The organism is Pseudomonas sp. PS02290, from assembly GCF_029960075.1.
Taxonomy (GTDB): domain Bacteria; phylum Pseudomonadota; class Gammaproteobacteria; order Pseudomonadales; family Pseudomonadaceae; genus Aquipseudomonas.
The window spans coordinates 37,481-52,338 of sequence record NZ_JASCOY010000011.1 but is presented as its reverse complement, the minus strand read 5'-3'; the positions used below and the strand labels follow the sequence as shown (position 1 = coordinate 52,338).

Below are 14,858 nucleotides of genomic sequence, written 5' to 3'. Positions count from 1 at the left end.
TCTGTGTATCCGCATCGAAAAAAAAATCGTTAGAGTGGGTATGGGAAGATTAGGCCGCCGCGCGATGTGCGATAGGTACACACACCGGTACCACATGCAAGGAGCTAGCGTCTAAATGTCCACTATCTACGATCCCGATGCGCGAACGGTCAACTCGCTGACACGGACGCTTTTCATAGTTGCCATTGGCTTGGGTGCCGTTGGTCTCTTGCGCTCAGCCACAGACGGATGGGTGTACGGGCTGCTGTTTTTCCTGCTCTCAGGTTACACGCTGTACATGAGATATTGGTGTGAGCGTTATACGACATTCGCCCTGAGTTACTTCACTTTGATGATTTTTTTCTTGGCCCTTTCCCCCGCGTGGGTCAGTTACACCGTGGTCACGGATGACTTGGGAGGTTCTCCGACTGAGGGACGTATAACCGCCGGGTTGATATTGGGTTTCATCGCGACGCTGTATGCTGGCCTTTACCTAACGCCTCCTCGAGGGTTCGCGTTCGACGTATCCGACAACAGGGTTTCATTTTCCGTATCTTCCACATCCGCGGGAGCGGAAGGGTTGATTGCCGGTGTTGGGACCTTAGCCGCAGGTGCAGTGATTAAATCAGTCACTCCGTTCACCACGGGCATTTTGATCATTCTGATTTTCCTGTTTGCCACCGTTTGCATGCTGATCCACGCTCGCGACCGTATCAGGGGGTTACGCACACTGCGCAAGAGAGAAAAGAACAGGCTCACGCCTTACACGTTCATGCAGATTGATGAAATACGCGAAGCACGCAGCCGCTGGTGGCTGGGCAGGCTGTTCAACTGGCTTGCTTCCAGGCGCCGCTAGTCAGGCGTCAGCCTGGCCAGTCACACTCGATGCCCAATGGACGTCGGAACCCGGCGCGCCTTGCCTCGATTGGGCTCCGGCTGGCCCATCCAGCCAATTCACTCCCAGACGAGAACCATCACCCCCCAACAACCCCCTCCAACCCCTCATGCCCCTGCACAATCAACCCCCTGACCAACTCCTCAAATTCCCCCTCCGTCCCAGCCTGCCGCACCTCAAACCGCGCATTCCAGCGCACCACACACCGCTCCACCAACCCCGCAACCTCATCCACGCGAACCTGCGCCCGATACCCATCCACCGGCAACGGCGACTCCTCAAACACATAAGCCAACCGCCTAACCCCATCATCAAACTCAATCAACCGCTCCCGCAACACGCCACCGTCCGCAAGCGCCAGCCGCCTGATCGCACCCACCCGCAAATCCCCAGACTCACCCTCAAAGACGACTCTTCAAAATCGCCGGATGCCAGTCCGCAATCCCGCCAAAGTCCCGCAGCACCTTCCACGCCTTATCTGCACTGCACGGCAAACCGGCGCTGTACTCAACTAGAACCATCACGTCTTACTCCAAAAATAACCAACGCTACGACTCAAAAAGCGCTCAATACCCAGCCGCTGTAGCCCGGCACGCAAGCCCCGAAGCCAAAACCCCAAGACCTGCGTCCATAAAATTCACCGCAGTAAAAAACTACCCCTCAAACTGGTGATAAACCTTGGCAATCACCTTCCAGTCCCCATCGATCTTGATCAACGTCAGGTAGTCGTTGTAATCCGCGCCAATCGCGTCCTTCTCCATATCCACTCGCACCACGGCCGTGGTCGGTGTAATCGCCAACACATCCAGACGCGTCGTGATGTCCGCCGCTTTACCGTTGCTCTCAACAAAGTCATACAAGTTGCTGATCGGCCCACCCAGCAGTTGGCCGTTGGTAAAACCGTACATCACCGCCTCTTCATGAAAGGCCTGTTTGATCGTCGCAACGCTGCCTTCGCGCAGACCCTCAACGTAGCGGCTGGCGGTGTCGATGACGGCGTTGTAGTCGTGGGTGGGAACGGCTTTGATGTTCTTGCTCATGTTTATAACTCCAGGGTTTGAGTTAGGAAGGCGATAGCCTCAATGACCAACAGCTGCGCAATCACCAGTCCTGTCGGGTAGGTGAAATGATCAGGTCGTTGACGGTGACGTTGGCCGGCTGATTCAGCGCGTAGATCACGGCGCGGCTGATGTCTTCCGGCGCGATGGCGATTTCGTTCAGCGCTTGTGCGGCTTTGCGCCCGGCGGGGTCGGTGACTTTGTCTGCCCAGCCGGTGTTGATCACGCCGGGGCTGACGGTGTTGACGCGGATGCCGTGGTGCACGCCCAGTTCTTTGCGCATGGATTCGGTCATGGCCTGCACGAAGAATTTGGTCGCGCTGTAGACGCCGGCGCCGGGGCCGACTTGATGACCGGCCACCGAATCCATGTTGAGGATCTGCCCGGCTTTCTGTTCGAGCATGAAGGGCAGGGCGGCGGCGATGGTGTTCAGGTAGCCCTTGATGTTGACGTCGATCATGGCGTTCCAGTCCTGGGTCACGAGATCGACCCAGTGGGAGAACAGCATCAGGCCGGCGTTGTTGACGAGGATGTCGACCGAGCCGTAGGTGTCTTTGGTGAACTGCGCCAGGGCGCGGGTCTGTTCAGCGTCGGTGACGTCGGTGACAAAGCTGGACGCCTCAAAGCCCGCCGCGCGGAGTTCACTGACAAGGGCTGCGAGGCCTTTCTCATCCAGCGCAGCAGCCACAACGTTGACCCCTTGAGCGGCCAATGCTTTGGCCGTCGCGGCGCCGATCCCTGATGACGCCCCGGTGACAATGGCGGTTTTCTTGTCCAGATAATTCATCTTCATGTTTCCTCAAATTCAAGGCGTGCGGGCAGCGTCGGCTTTCCTGGGAAAGCCTTGCCGTTCAGCCGTTATTGAATGCGGTGCTTGAAAGCGGTGCGGTTGCCAGCGCTGTTAGTAAGTGCCCAGCGGCCAGTCGGTGTAGCCCTTGGCGCCGCCGCCGTAATAGGTTTCGCGCGGGGCGATGGTCAGTTCGGCGCCTTGGCGCAGACGTGCAACCAGGTCCGGGTTGGAGATGAACAGGCGGCCGAACGCGACGGCGTCGATCTTGCCCTGGGCGCGGCGCTGGGCGGCCATGTCCAGGTCGTAGTTGTTGTTGCCAATGAACGGGCCGTTGAACTGGGCGCTCAGGGCATCCATGTCGACGCCTTCCGGCACGTCGCGGGAGGTGGCGGTCGCGCCTTCGACGAAGTGCAGGTACGCCAGGTCGAAGCGGTTCAACTGCTGAATCAGGTAACCGTGCAACGCCATCACGTTGCTGTCCGGCGGCGTGTTGCCCGCATCCGGCGTGACCGGCGAGAGGCGAATACCCACGCGGTCATCGCCCCAGATATCGACGATGGCCTGGGTAACTTCCAGCGTCAGCCGGGCACGGTTTTCAATCGAGCCACCGTATCGATCGGTGCGCTGGTTGGTGGAGTCGCGCAGGAACTGGTCGAGCAGGTAGCTGTTGGCCGAGTGAACCTCAACACCGTCAAATCCTGCGCGCTTGGCGTTCTCGGCAGCGAGTTTGTACTGCTCGATAATGCCGGGGATTTCGTCGGTTTCCAGCGCCCGGGGCATCGACACCGGGACGAAGCCGTTGGCCGTGTACGTGTTGCCCTCGGCCTGAATCGCGGACGGCGCGACCGGGGCTTCGCCGTTGGGCTGCAGGTCGACGCTTGAGAACCGCCCCACATGCCAGAGCTGGCTGACGATCTTGCCGCCTGCCGCGTGCACGGCGTCGGTGACTTTGCGCCAGCCGGCGACCTGCGTTTCGCTCCAGATCCCGGGCGTCGCCGCATAGCCGCGTCCCTGGGCCGAGATGTTGGTGGCTTCGGCCACGATCAACCCGGCGGTGGCGCGCTGGGCGTAATAGGTGGCGTGCAGTTCACCGGGCACGCCGTCGTCTTCGTATCGGCTGCGGGTGACGGGGGCCATGACGATGCGGTTGGCCATTTCGATGGCGCCCATGCGGACGGGGGAAAACAAGTCGGTGCTGTTACTGACATCACTCATTGATAATTACTCGCATATTTGACCGGTCGTCTACTAATCTTTGAAAAAAAAGCGCCTGCTACCGCAGCAGGCGTTGGGTCAGGCGCATGGCCGTGTCGAAAGGGGTGGTGGACTTGTTCACCTTCACCAGAAGGGAAGCGCCCAACCACAGTTGATACAGGGTTTCGGCGAAGGCTTCGCTGCCTTCTTCGATGTGCAGGCTGCCGTCTGCCACGGCCATGTCGACGCAGGCGGTGATGCGCTTGATGATCTGCGCCGTGCCGGCCTCCAGCACCCTGCGCATGTCCTCGGACAAGTCGCAGACTTCCGGGCCCAGCTTGACCACCAGGCATTTGCCTTCTGGGTGATCGGTGCCCTGGGTCTCGATCCAGTAATCGAAGTAGGCCAGCAGCTTTTCGACGCCGGTGCCTGATCGCGTCATGACGGTGTCGACACGGCCGAGGTACTCGGAGAAGTACTCATCGAGCAACGCAGCGCCGAACTCTTCCTTCGATTTGAAGTAATAGTAAAACGAGCCCTTGGGCACGCCCGCCGCGCTCACCACTTCTGCCAGGCCCACGGCGGTGTAGCCTTTGTGGGTCATCAGCGACTTGGCGACGTCGATGATGTGTTGGCGCATTTCCACGTTGGGTTTCTTCATAATGCGCAGCACCTTAAGACAAAACCGACCGGTCGTCTACAAGGGGACAGATGCGTGCGATGAACGGCGCTTACATCAACCGCATCCCCATCTCAAACGCCCGCGTCTCGAAGCCGAGCTCTTCATACAGCCGCCGCGCGTGGGTGTTGAAGCCCCACACCGTCAGCCGAATATCCTGGGCACCGCGTTCCAGCGCCCATGCTTTCACGTGCTCAATCAACCCACGGCCCAAGCCTTTTCCCCAAAAAATCTGGGCCACGCACACCGAGCCAATCCGCGCGAATTCCATCGGCTGCATCAACGGCCCACCCGCTGAAAACATCCCCGCGCTGACAAATCCCGCCGGCTGATCCCCGACGAATGCGAGGAAAATCACCTGCTCCGGGTTGTTCAGAAAGCTCATCCAGTGAGGGGCATCGCGGGTGTAATCCAGGGTTTCATCCTTGTAAATATCGGGACGCTCAGCGTGGTGAATGGCGTTGAGCAACTGCCCTAGTTCGCAGATCGCCGCCACATCCTCGGCCGTTGCTTTTCGATAACTGATCACTTCATCCATTGCGCGTCGCTCCTTGTACAACCGTTGCGGAAGATCGGCTCTTGTACCCGTCGCCCATCAACTCCACAACCCAGTCGATGAACACCCGCAGCTTGATGCTGATGTGCCGGTTGGGCGGGAAGGCCACGTACATCGGCATCGACTCCAGCTGCCAGTCCTCGAACAGCGCCACCAACTCACCGCTGTGCACGGACGGCTGGGCCATGTACTGCGGCAGCCAGAGGGCGCCCATGCCGGCGAGACCTGCCGCAAGGTAGGCGTTGCCGTCGTCCACCGAGAGCAAGTAGCGGCTCTGCACCTGAACCCTCTCGCCGTCCCGCTGCAGCACCATCGGGAACAGCTGCCCGGTGCGCGCCCAGCGGTAGCCGACGATGCGGTGCTGCGGGTCTTCGAGGTCACGGGGATGAGTCGGCGTGCCCGCGCGCTGCAGATAGGCAGGCGACGCGTAGACGCCCAGCTTCAGGTCGGTGATGTGCCGCGCCATCAGCGATTGGTCGGTGAGTTCGCCGCCGCGCACCACGCAGTCGACGTTCTCGCCGATGAGGTCGATCATCCGGTCGCTCACGCCCAGGTCGATCTGGATGTCGGGATAGCGGGCGTTGAAGTCTGGCAGCGCCGGGATCAGCACCATGCGTGCGAACGGGCTGGGCACGTCGACACGCAAACGCCCTCGGGGCGCGGAGGAGGCAGCGGAGAGACCGGTTTCAGCGTCGTCCAGGTCCGCCAGCACGCGCAGCGCACGTTCGTAGAACACCGCGCCGTCGGCCGTGACGTTGACCTTGCGCGTAGTGCGGTTGAGCAGCTTGACCCGCAACCGCGCTTCGAGCTGTTGCACCAGTTGCGTCACCGTGGTCTTGCTCATGTGCAACGTGCCAGCGGCCTTGGTGAAACTGCCAGTTTCCACCACTCGAACGAACGCCTGCATCGCGTCGAAACGGTCCATCGCGCCACCTGATTGTTTGGTCAATCCAAACAGTCTTGATCAAGGCTGCTGGTTTATCCAGCGAATCCGTCGCCCTACAGTCTGCCCATCGAAACCACGGAGCATCCCGCTCCGCTGAAGGAGAAGACCCATGACTGTTCGTGACGTTGTATTCCCGCCCGGCCGCCACGCATTGTACGAGCGCAATCGCTACTCGCCGGCGATCAAATCCGCCGGCTTGCTGTTTGTCTCGGGCCAAGTGGGCAGCCGCGAAGATGGCTCGCCCGAACCCGATCTGCGCGCCCAGGTCCGCTTGGCGTTCACCAATCTCAACGCCATTCTCAATGCCGCCGGCTGCACCTTCGATGACGTGATTGACGTCACCGTGTTCATGGTCGATCCGCAGTCGACCTTCGAAAAGGCCTGGGAAGTGGTGCCGGAGTTCTGGGGCGAAGCGCCGCACCCGACCATCACCGCCGTCGGCGTGACCTGGCTGTATGGCTTTGATTTCGAGATCAAGGTCATCGCCAAGCTGCCTTAGCACCCGATGCTCAAACCGGCGGCCACAACTCAACGCAGTTGAAATCCGCGCCACAGCCCGACAGACTCACGGCCCGTTTCGGCAGGTCGTGCCGGGCGGTGGCGAGATAAGGGGCGGCAACGTTGAACGAACACACATTGTCCAGGCGCCTGGAGCGGGTGGCGGCGCTGGTGCCGGCCGACGCGCGACTGGCCGACATCGGTTCCGATCACGCGTACCTGCCGGTGGCGTTGATGCGCCGAGGGCTCATTGCGATGGCCGTGGCGGGGGAGGTGGCGACGACGCCGTTCAGGGCGGCCGAACGCACGGTGCGCGAGAACGGTTTCGAGGAGCAGATCCGCGTGCGTCTGGCCGATGGCCTGGCGGCGATTGAAGCGGAGGACGGCATTACCGCGATCAGCCTCTGCGGCATGGGTGGCGAGACGATTCGCGACATCTTTGAGGCTGGCAAAGCGCGGCTCAATGGAAGGGAACAACTGATTCTGCAGCCCAACGGCGGCGAGCCTGAACTGCGCCGGTGGTTGATGGACAACGGTTATCGCATCGTCCATGAGGACGTGCTGCGGGAGAACCGCTTCGACTACGAAATCATCGTCGCCGAACGCAGCGGGCCGGTGGTGTACAGCCCTGAAGCGCTGTACTTCGGCCCGCTGTTGATGGCGGCGCGCAGTCCGGCGTTTCTCGACAAGTGGCGGCGCCTGCTGCGTTACAGGCAGCGCACGTTGGCCAACTTGCAACGTGCGCGGCAGGCGGTGCCGGAAGACAAGCTTCGCGACACCGCGCAGCAAGTGCGCTGGATCACCGAATTGCTTGGCTGAACGTGCGCGGTCTCAGCCCTCCTGTTTCAGGTCACGGACCCAAGGCCCGGAACCTGAAACTTCGTCTCACAGCTCCTTCTTCATGTGCTTCTCGATCTGCTCCAGGGACTTGCCCTTGGTTTCCGGCAGGCACAGGAACACGAAGATCAGCGAGCCGATGTTGATGGCCGCAAACACGAAGAAGGTCGGGTTGCCGATCGTGTCCACCGCGATCGGGAACAGGAACGCGACGGTCGCGTTGAACAGCCACTGCATCGACACCGCGGTGCCGGTCAGCAAACCACGGACCTGCATCGGGAACAGCTCGGACATCAGCAGCCAGTACACCGGCGAGATGCACATCTGCATGAACAGCAGGAACACCAGAATGCACGCCAGCGCGGCATAGCTCTGGGTCAGGTTCTGCGGCATGAACATCAGCACGCAACCCAGCGCCGCCTGCATCATGATCACGATGACCAGACCGGTCATCAGCAAGTGCCGACGCCCGTAACGGCCGATGGCCCAGATCCCCAGCAATGTCGCGATGACCGAGACGATGCCGTTGCCGATGGTCGCGGTCAGTGCAGCGTTGGTGCCCATGCCGGTGTGTTTGAGGATGATGGGCGTGTAGTACATGAACGCGTTGACGCCGGTGAACTGCGCGGTAAAGCCCAGCCCGACACCGATCAGCAACAGCTTCAACACCCACGGCTGACGCAGCAACTCGCGAGCGGCGACGCGCTTGTGGGCTTCTTTCTCCTGGGTTTTCATTTCCTCGACTTCGCGCTTGGCGGTGTCTTTGGTGTCACGCAGTTGTTCGAGCACCTGCTGCGCTTCATCAAAACGACCTTTGGAGGCCAGCCAGCGCGGCGACGGCGGCACGAAGAACGTACCGATCAGCAGCAAAACGCCCGGGACCATGGCGATGGCCAGCATGTAGCGCCAGATGCCGGGGGTGTGCAGCAGCGCGGCGAGCACGGCGCTCAGCACGTAGGCCAGCAACTGGCCGCTGACGATCATCAGCTCGTTGCGGCTGACCAGTCGCGCGCGGCGCGAGGGCCCGGCGATTTCGGCGATGAACACCGGCACTGTGGCCGAACCACCGCCAACGGCGATGCCCAGCAGAAAGCGCGCGGCGACCATGAACGGCACCGACGGCGCAGTGGCTGTACCGAGGGCGCCGACGATGAACAACAGCGACAGCATGCGCAGGGTCACGCGTCGGCCAAAACGGTCGGACAGGTAACCGCTGGCCAGCGAGCCGAAGGCAGCGCCGACGATCAGCGATGCAGTGATCAGCCCTTCGCTGACGGGGTTCAGGCCAAGACCGCCCTGATCGAGCGGCAAGGTCATGAAGGGCAGAGCGCCCGCGATGATGCCCGTGTCGTAACCGAAAGCGAGTGCGCCCATGGTGGCGACAAGGACCGAGATGAAGATCAGACGACGCGGCGAAGTGCGCTGCTCGTCTGGTTGGCCTATGGCGGCGGATGGGATGCTGGAAGACATGGAAACCTAAACCTCTCGTGGAACTGGCGTTGTGCCGGTTCGCTGACGTCGTGCTTAGGGGCATGCCGGGCCTGTGAGTTCCGTGAGAGGGCGAAAAAACCTGACCGATCAGTCGTGAGCGAGAGCGCCAGCCTGGAGCATCTCGCCGACCTTCTGCGCGAAGACGTTCATGCCAAAGGGCTTGAGCAATACGGCCATACCGGTTTCCAGTTGATCGCCGCCCACCGCCGAGTTTTGCGCGTAACCGGTGACGAACAGCACATCCAGTGAGGGCAGCAGGGCGCGGGCGGCGTCGGCGACCTGTCGGCCATTCATCCCGCCGGGCAGGCCGACGTCGGTCACCAGCAGATCAATCGATGCCATCGAGCTGAGCATTTGCAACCCCGACGGCCCGTCCGTGGCTTCGCTGACCTGATAACCGCGTTCGCGCAGGGCGTCGCACATCAGCATGCGCACGTGGGGCTCGTCGTCGATGACCAGCACGCTTTCGCCACGGCTGTGGGGCTGCGACGGGCAGCGGGCAGTTGCCTGTTCGCGGTCACCCAGGTAACGCGGCAGGTACAGCGAGATCGTCGTGCCTGCGCCGTGGGTGGAGCGCGCCTGAATCGTGCCGCCGGACTGGTGCACGAAGCCGTGAATCATCGACAACCCCAGGCCTGTGCCCTGGCCGATGGGTTTGGTGGTGAAGAACGGGTCGAAGATCCTGTCGAGGATCTCCGGTGCGATGCCGGTACCGCTGTCGCTCACGCTGAGTTCAACGAAGTCGCCTGGGGGCAGCTGCGCCGCGATCCCCGCGACGTGGTCAGCGGAGACGTTGCGGGTCTGCACGGTGAGTACGCCGCCGTTGGGCATGGCGTCGCGGGCATTGAGCGTCAGATTGACCAGCGCGCTTTCCAGCTGCGGCGCGTCGATCTTGCTGAGCCACAGGTCGCCGCTGGCAATGGTGCTGATGCTGATGGACGGGCCGATGGTGGACGCGATGAGCTGACCCATGCCCGCCACCAGCCGATTGACGTCGGTGGGCTTGGGGTCGAGGGTCTGGCGACGGGAGAACGCCAGCAGCCGCTGGGTGAGGGTGGCGGCGCGATTGGCCGAATCGTGGGCGGCATTGACGTAGCGATCCAGGCCGTCGACCCGGCCGTTGGCGATGCGCCGCTCGATCATTTCCAGGCTGCCGATGATGCCGGCGAGCAGGTTGTTGAAGTCGTGGGCGATGCCGCCGGTGAGCTGCCCGATGGCTTCCATCTTGTGCGCCTGGCGCAGGGCCGAATGGGCTTCGGACAATTCCTGGGAACGAGCCTGCACCCGCTGTTCAAGGGTTTCGTTGGCGCTCTGCACCTGCTGGAACAGCGTCGCGTTGTCGATCGCAATGGCGGCCTGAGCGGCCAGGGCCGACATCAGGTTTTCGTGGCGCGGGGTAAATTGAGCGGGCTCGGTGTGGCCGTAGAACAGCCCGCCCAGCACGTCACCCGAGCGCGACACCACCGAGACTGCCAGGTAGCTGCGCACCGGCGCATGGCCGGCCGGCAAGCCAAAATGCGGCGTGATGCCGCCATAGCGTGGGTCCGGCAGGATGTCGTCAGAGCGCATCACGCCCTCGGTGAGGAACGCCGGTGCGAACACCGGACAGGCCCGGGGCCCTGGCAAGTGCGCCAGTTCGGACGACTGAGCGCCCGACAGCGTGAAGAGGTCAAAATGACCGCTGGTGGCATTGTGGAAATACCCGCCAATCTCCGCGCCCGTCATCTCGCGGCCGGCATCGGTCACGGTCTGCACCAGGCGTTTGAGGTCCAGCTCCAGGGCCAGCTCGGTATTGACCCGGTTCAGCGTTTCCAGGGTCCGGGTTTCCTCGCGCAACGCCGCTTCGCTGGCCTCCAGCGCGGCTCGGGAGATATGCGCCTCGGTCACGTCGTAGCCTTCACAAAAGATACCGGTGACCTGACCGGTCTCATCGAGCAGCGGTTCGTAGATGAAATCCAGATAACGCACTTCGCACGGGGCGTCGGGATGACTGAGCTGGATCGGGGTGCGTTGCTGCACCAGCCGCTCGCCGGTGCTGTAGACCGCATCCAGCCACTCGTAAAACCCTTGGCCGACCAGCTCCGGGAACGCTTCGTAAATGGTCTTGCCCACGTAGTCGCGCTCGCCGAACAGCCGGGTGTAGGACTGGTTGACGAATTCAAAGCGGTGCTCGGGGCCGTTGAGCACGGTGATGAAGCCGGGCGCCTGCTCGAACATCTTGCGCTGGCGAACGAGTTCTTGCGCCCGGCGACGCTCGGCCAGAATACGGTCAGTCACCTCGTGGCCCTGATTGAGGATGCCCGCGATACGGCCGTTTTCGCCGCGAATGGGCGTGAGGCTGTAGTTCCACCAGCTTTCCTGCGCCCGCCCGCCGCGTTCCATCATCAACAGTTGGTCGAACGTCGAAAAACCTTGGGCGTCCCGGTAGGCCGCCTCGAACTGCGGGCCGACGACGTCCCAGATGGCCGACCAGACTTCCCGCGCCGGGCGCCCCAGCACGGCCGGATGGCGATCCGCCGGAATCGGCGCCCAGGCGTCGTTGTACAGCAGGCAGAAATCCTCGCCCCAATAGATAGCTGTCGGGAAACTCGAATGCAGGCAGATGCTGATGGCCGAGCGCAGGGACTGCGGCCAGCCCGCCGGCTCGCCCAACGATGTCGACGCCCAGTCGAAGTCCCGGATCAGCTGCCCCATTTCGCCGCCGCCCAGGAGAAAATCCAGGGGGGCAATTTGTACGGTGTCCGACTTCATGGGTGACGTCTCGACGCAGTGGTTCAGAGAAAGGATGGACTGGGGACGCAGGAAGAGATTTCCGCTTCTGGATGAACGGCAATCAGGCGCCACGCCGTGACCCGTGCTGCACTAATATGGCACTGAGCTATCAGGGTCTGGGCGGGCGCCAGTGTGACATCAATGCGTTCGCCTGTCTGGCCTATCGCGTGTCCGGCGGGCGATGGTGGCATATCCGCCATTGCCGGGTGGGCTGGCAGCGGGCATCATCCCCGTCCATTCGACACATGGAGGCGTCCCGTGCCCGACACCGCGCTGCACAACCGCCCGCAAGGCCGCCTGCTCGTCGGGCTTGGCGCGTCAGCGGGCGGCCTGGAAGTGTTGCAGCGCTTCCTGCGATTGATGCCAAGCGACTCCGGGATCAGCTTTCTGGTCATCCAGCATCTTGCGCCGACCACGCCCAGCCTGCTCACCGAAATCCTCGCCCGTTCGACCTCCATGACAGTCGTCGAGGCCACCCATGGCGCGACCCTCGACGCCGACACCCTGTACGTGATCCCGCCGCAGTACGCCCTGAGCGTCACGGCCGACGCATTGGTCCTGACCCGCTACGAAGGGGTGCGCGGCCACCATCTGCCCATCGACGCCTGCTTCGCGTCGATGGCCGAGCATCACGGGGCGAGGGCAGTCGGCGTGATTCTGTCCGGGACCGGGTCAGACGGCACTGCCGGCTGCCGGGCAATCCTCGACCATGGCGGCCGAACCCTGGTGCAATGGCCGGAAGAGGCGACCTACAGCGGCATGCCCAACAGCGCGATCCAGGCGGGCAACGCCAGTCATGTCCTGAGCGTCGAGCAAATGCCTGGGGTACTCACCGGCGCCAGGGACCCGGACGGTCCTGCATCGTCGATCAGGCAGGGGGACGCCATGCAGCAGATTCTTCTGCACCTGCGCAGCATGACCGGCCATGATTTCACGCAGTATAAAAAAAGCACCATCGCCCGGCGGATCGAGCGGCGCCTGCAGATCATGCACCTCGCTGGTGAGGATGATTACCTGCGGCTGCTGAAGGACTCGGCAGAGGAGTGCAAGTCGCTGTTCAACGAGTTGCTGATCAACGTCACTCAGTTCTTTCGTGACCCTGCTGCGTTCACGGTCATGCAACGGCAGATCCTCCAGCCGATGATCGACGCCAAGGCTCCCAATGAGCCGCTGCGAGTGTGGATCGCCGGTTGCGCCAGCGGCGAGGAGGCTTACTCGGTGGCCATTGTTCTGCATGAACTGCTGCACGCGCAGGGGCAGGCCGCCGGTGTGGTGCCGGGCATTCAGGTGTTCGCCACCGACCTGGACGCCGACGCCATCAGTACCGCCCGCGCCGGTTTTTATCCGCAGACCATCGCCAGTGACGTCAGCGCCGAACGCCTGGAGCGTTATTTCAGCCCCGTTGAAGGCGGCTACCGGGTGAAGAAGGAAATCCGCGAGATGATCGTCTTCGCGGTGCAGAACGTGATCAAGGATCCGCCCTTCACCCGCATCGATCTGCTGTGCTGCCGCAACCTGATGATCTACCTGGGGCATGCGCTGCAGAACCGCCTGATTCCGACCTTTCACTACGCGCTCAAGCCTGACGGCGTGCTGTTTCTGTCACCCTCCGAGAGCATCGGCGGGCATGCCACACTGTTCACGCCGTTGCAGCGCAAATGGAAATTCTACCGGGCCGTGAAGACCCGAACCCCCAAATCCATGCCGATGGACAGCACGCTGTCGTGGCTGCCCAAACCCATCAGCCGACCTGCGGACCGCCCTGCGACCATGACCAAGGAAACCAACATTGCCGAACTGACCCGCCGGGCGCTGCTGCAGGACTTCGGCCCTGCCTCGGTGGTCACCGATCTGACCGGCAACATTCTGTATGTCCACGGCGACACGGGACGCTACTTGCGTCCGGCGCCGGGGCAGGCCAGCCTCAACGTGGTCGAAATGGCCCGCGAAGGCCTGCAGCTGGACCTGCGCGGTGCGGTGCAGCGTGCCGCCCTCAGCGCCGAACCGACCTCGACCCAGCCGTTGCAGGTCAGCAGCGATGGCGTGACGCGCTGGGTCAGCCTCAGCGTGCGTCGGATGGGCAACACGGCTCAGGGCGAGCAATTGCTGCTGATCACGTTCCAGGAACCGGCCAGCGGCGTAGATATCCCGCCGGACGCATTGCCCGCCACGGCCGCACATCTGGCGCCCGAACGGGTCAGGCTGCTGGAGCACGACCTGGCTTACACGCGGGAGAATCTGCAGGCGACCATCGATGAATTGCAGCACCTGAACGAGGAGCTGGGCGCGGCCAACGAAGAGATGCAATCGACCAATGAAGAGCTGCAGTCATCCAACGAAGAACTGGAAACCTCCCGTGAGGAGCTGCAATCGGTCAATGAGGAACTGGTCACCGTGAACGCAGAGCTGCAAGCGAAAATCGAGCAGCTCGGCGACATGCAAAATGACATGAAGAACCTCCTCGACAGCATCAATATCGGGACTATATTTCTTGACACAAAGCTGATTATTCGCCGCTTCACGCGCGATGCCGTGAAGATCTACCGCCTGATTCCCAAGGATGTGGGGCGGCCACTGGCCGATATCTCTTCGTACATTCACTCCCTGGACCTGCTGGTCCCCGCACAGGAGGTGCTCGACATGCTGATCCCGCAAGAGATCGAGCTGTGCACTGTCTCGGGCAACTGGTTCCTGGCGCGGCTGGCACCGTACCGCACGCTGGACAACGTCATCGACGGCGTGGTGATGACCTTTCACGACATCAACAGCCGCATCGCTAACCAGAAGGCCGTGCAGGCTGCGCGGGAACTGGCGGAGGCCATCGTCGACACGGTGATCGAGCCGTTGCTGGTGCTGGATGAAAACCTCTGCGTCGTGTCCGCCAGTCGTTCCTATTACCGGACCTTCCCGACGACCGAGCCGTTGACCACCGGCCGCAAGCTCTTCGAACTCAACAACCGACAGTGGGATATCCCGGCGCTGCGGCAAAAGCTCGGCACGATTCTGGAAAGTGACACCAGCTTCGACGGTTTCGTCGTGGAGCATGAGCTGACCGGCTCAGGGCCGCGGGCGATCACCCTGAATGCCCGTCGGGTGGTAGGGGACGGCACGCGTCCGCACCTGATTCTGCTGGCGATGCAGCCTGAACGTTCGCAGACCTGAG

Annotated in this window: 13 protein-coding genes and 1 pseudogene; 4 read left to right on the top strand and 10 right to left on the bottom strand. The window is 62.3% G+C overall.

Annotated features, from left to right (window positions below; genetic code table 11):
• Window positions 1–115 precede the first annotated feature (115 nt).
• Complete coding sequence (locus QMX88_RS08220) at window positions 116–835, top strand: hypothetical protein (protein WP_282368095.1); 720 nt, start codon at window positions 116–118, stop codon at window positions 833–835.
• Window positions 836–953: 118 nt separating this feature from the next.
• Here QMX88_RS08220 and QMX88_RS29600 read toward each other — a convergent pair.
• From QMX88_RS29600 to QMX88_RS08190, 8 genes and pseudogenes are all read right to left on the bottom strand, one after another.
• A pseudogene (locus QMX88_RS29600) lies at window positions 954–1,262 on the bottom strand (SRPBCC family protein); the annotation flags it as partial.
• Window positions 1,263–1,275: 13 nt separating this feature from the next.
• Window positions 1,276–1,395 carry an SRPBCC family protein gene (locus QMX88_RS29595; protein WP_442969440.1) on the bottom strand — a complete coding sequence of 40 codons (120 nt, stop codon included), beginning with the start codon at window positions 1,393–1,395 and terminating at the stop codon, window positions 1,276–1,278.
• A 132-nt stretch (window positions 1,396–1,527) separates the two neighbouring features.
• Window positions 1,528–1,914 (bottom strand): nuclear transport factor 2 family protein, encoded by a 387-nt coding sequence (locus QMX88_RS08215; protein ID WP_282368093.1) that lies wholly within the window; start codon window positions 1,912–1,914, stop codon window positions 1,528–1,530.
• A 61-nt stretch (window positions 1,915–1,975) separates the two neighbouring features.
• The gene (locus tag QMX88_RS08210; RefSeq protein WP_282368091.1) at window positions 1,976–2,719 is read right to left on the bottom strand and encodes an SDR family oxidoreductase; all 744 of its coding nucleotides are present in this window, start codon (window positions 2,717–2,719) and stop codon (window positions 1,976–1,978) included.
• A 114-nt stretch (window positions 2,720–2,833) separates the two neighbouring features.
• Entirely contained in the window at window positions 2,834–3,937 is a 1,104-nt protein-coding gene (locus QMX88_RS08205; protein ID WP_282368089.1) for an alkene reductase, read from the bottom strand.
• Between the two features lie 58 nt (window positions 3,938–3,995).
• Window positions 3,996–4,577, bottom strand: coding sequence for a TetR/AcrR family transcriptional regulator (locus QMX88_RS08200; protein WP_282368087.1), 582 nt, complete (start codon window positions 4,575–4,577; stop codon window positions 3,996–3,998).
• Window positions 4,578–4,647: 70 nt separating this feature from the next.
• Window positions 4,648–5,133 (bottom strand): GNAT family N-acetyltransferase, encoded by a 486-nt coding sequence (locus QMX88_RS08195; RefSeq protein ID WP_282368085.1) that lies wholly within the window; start codon window positions 5,131–5,133, stop codon window positions 4,648–4,650.
• Window positions 5,126–6,076: a LysR family transcriptional regulator gene (locus QMX88_RS08190; RefSeq protein ID WP_282368083.1), complete on the bottom strand. Its 951-nt coding sequence runs from the start codon at window positions 6,074–6,076 to the stop codon at window positions 5,126–5,128. The genes QMX88_RS08195 and QMX88_RS08190 overlap by 8 nt, the downstream gene beginning before the upstream one ends.
• Before the next feature lie 130 nt (window positions 6,077–6,206).
• Between QMX88_RS08190 and QMX88_RS08185 the strand changes: the two genes are divergently transcribed.
• Both QMX88_RS08185 and QMX88_RS08180 read left to right on the top strand, forming a co-directional pair.
• The gene (locus QMX88_RS08185) at window positions 6,207–6,596 is read left to right on the top strand and encodes a RidA family protein (RefSeq protein WP_108119461.1); all 390 of its coding nucleotides are present in this window, start codon (window positions 6,207–6,209) and stop codon (window positions 6,594–6,596) included.
• A gap of 122 nt (window positions 6,597–6,718) precedes the next feature.
• Window positions 6,719–7,414 (top strand): tRNA (adenine(22)-N(1))-methyltransferase, encoded by a 696-nt coding sequence (locus QMX88_RS08180; protein WP_282368065.1) that lies wholly within the window; start codon window positions 6,719–6,721, stop codon window positions 7,412–7,414.
• 66 nt (window positions 7,415–7,480) lie between these two features.
• Here QMX88_RS08180 and QMX88_RS08175 read toward each other — a convergent pair whose 3' ends face one another.
• Together QMX88_RS08175 and QMX88_RS08170 are read right to left on the bottom strand one after the other, a co-directional pair.
• Complete coding sequence (locus QMX88_RS08175) at window positions 7,481–8,902, bottom strand: sugar porter family MFS transporter (RefSeq protein WP_282368063.1); 1,422 nt, start codon at window positions 8,900–8,902, stop codon at window positions 7,481–7,483.
• A 108-nt stretch (window positions 8,903–9,010) separates the two neighbouring features.
• Window positions 9,011–11,674, bottom strand: a complete 2,664-nt coding sequence (locus tag QMX88_RS08170) for an ATP-binding protein (RefSeq protein WP_282368061.1) — start codon at window positions 11,672–11,674, stop codon at window positions 9,011–9,013.
• Window positions 11,675–11,953: 279 nt separating this feature from the next.
• On the opposite strand from QMX88_RS08170, the gene QMX88_RS08165 reads away from it, so the two are divergent.
• Window positions 11,954–14,857, top strand: a complete 2,904-nt coding sequence (locus QMX88_RS08165) for a chemotaxis protein CheB (protein WP_282368057.1) — start codon at window positions 11,954–11,956, stop codon at window positions 14,855–14,857.
• Window position 14,858 lies beyond the last annotated feature (1 nt).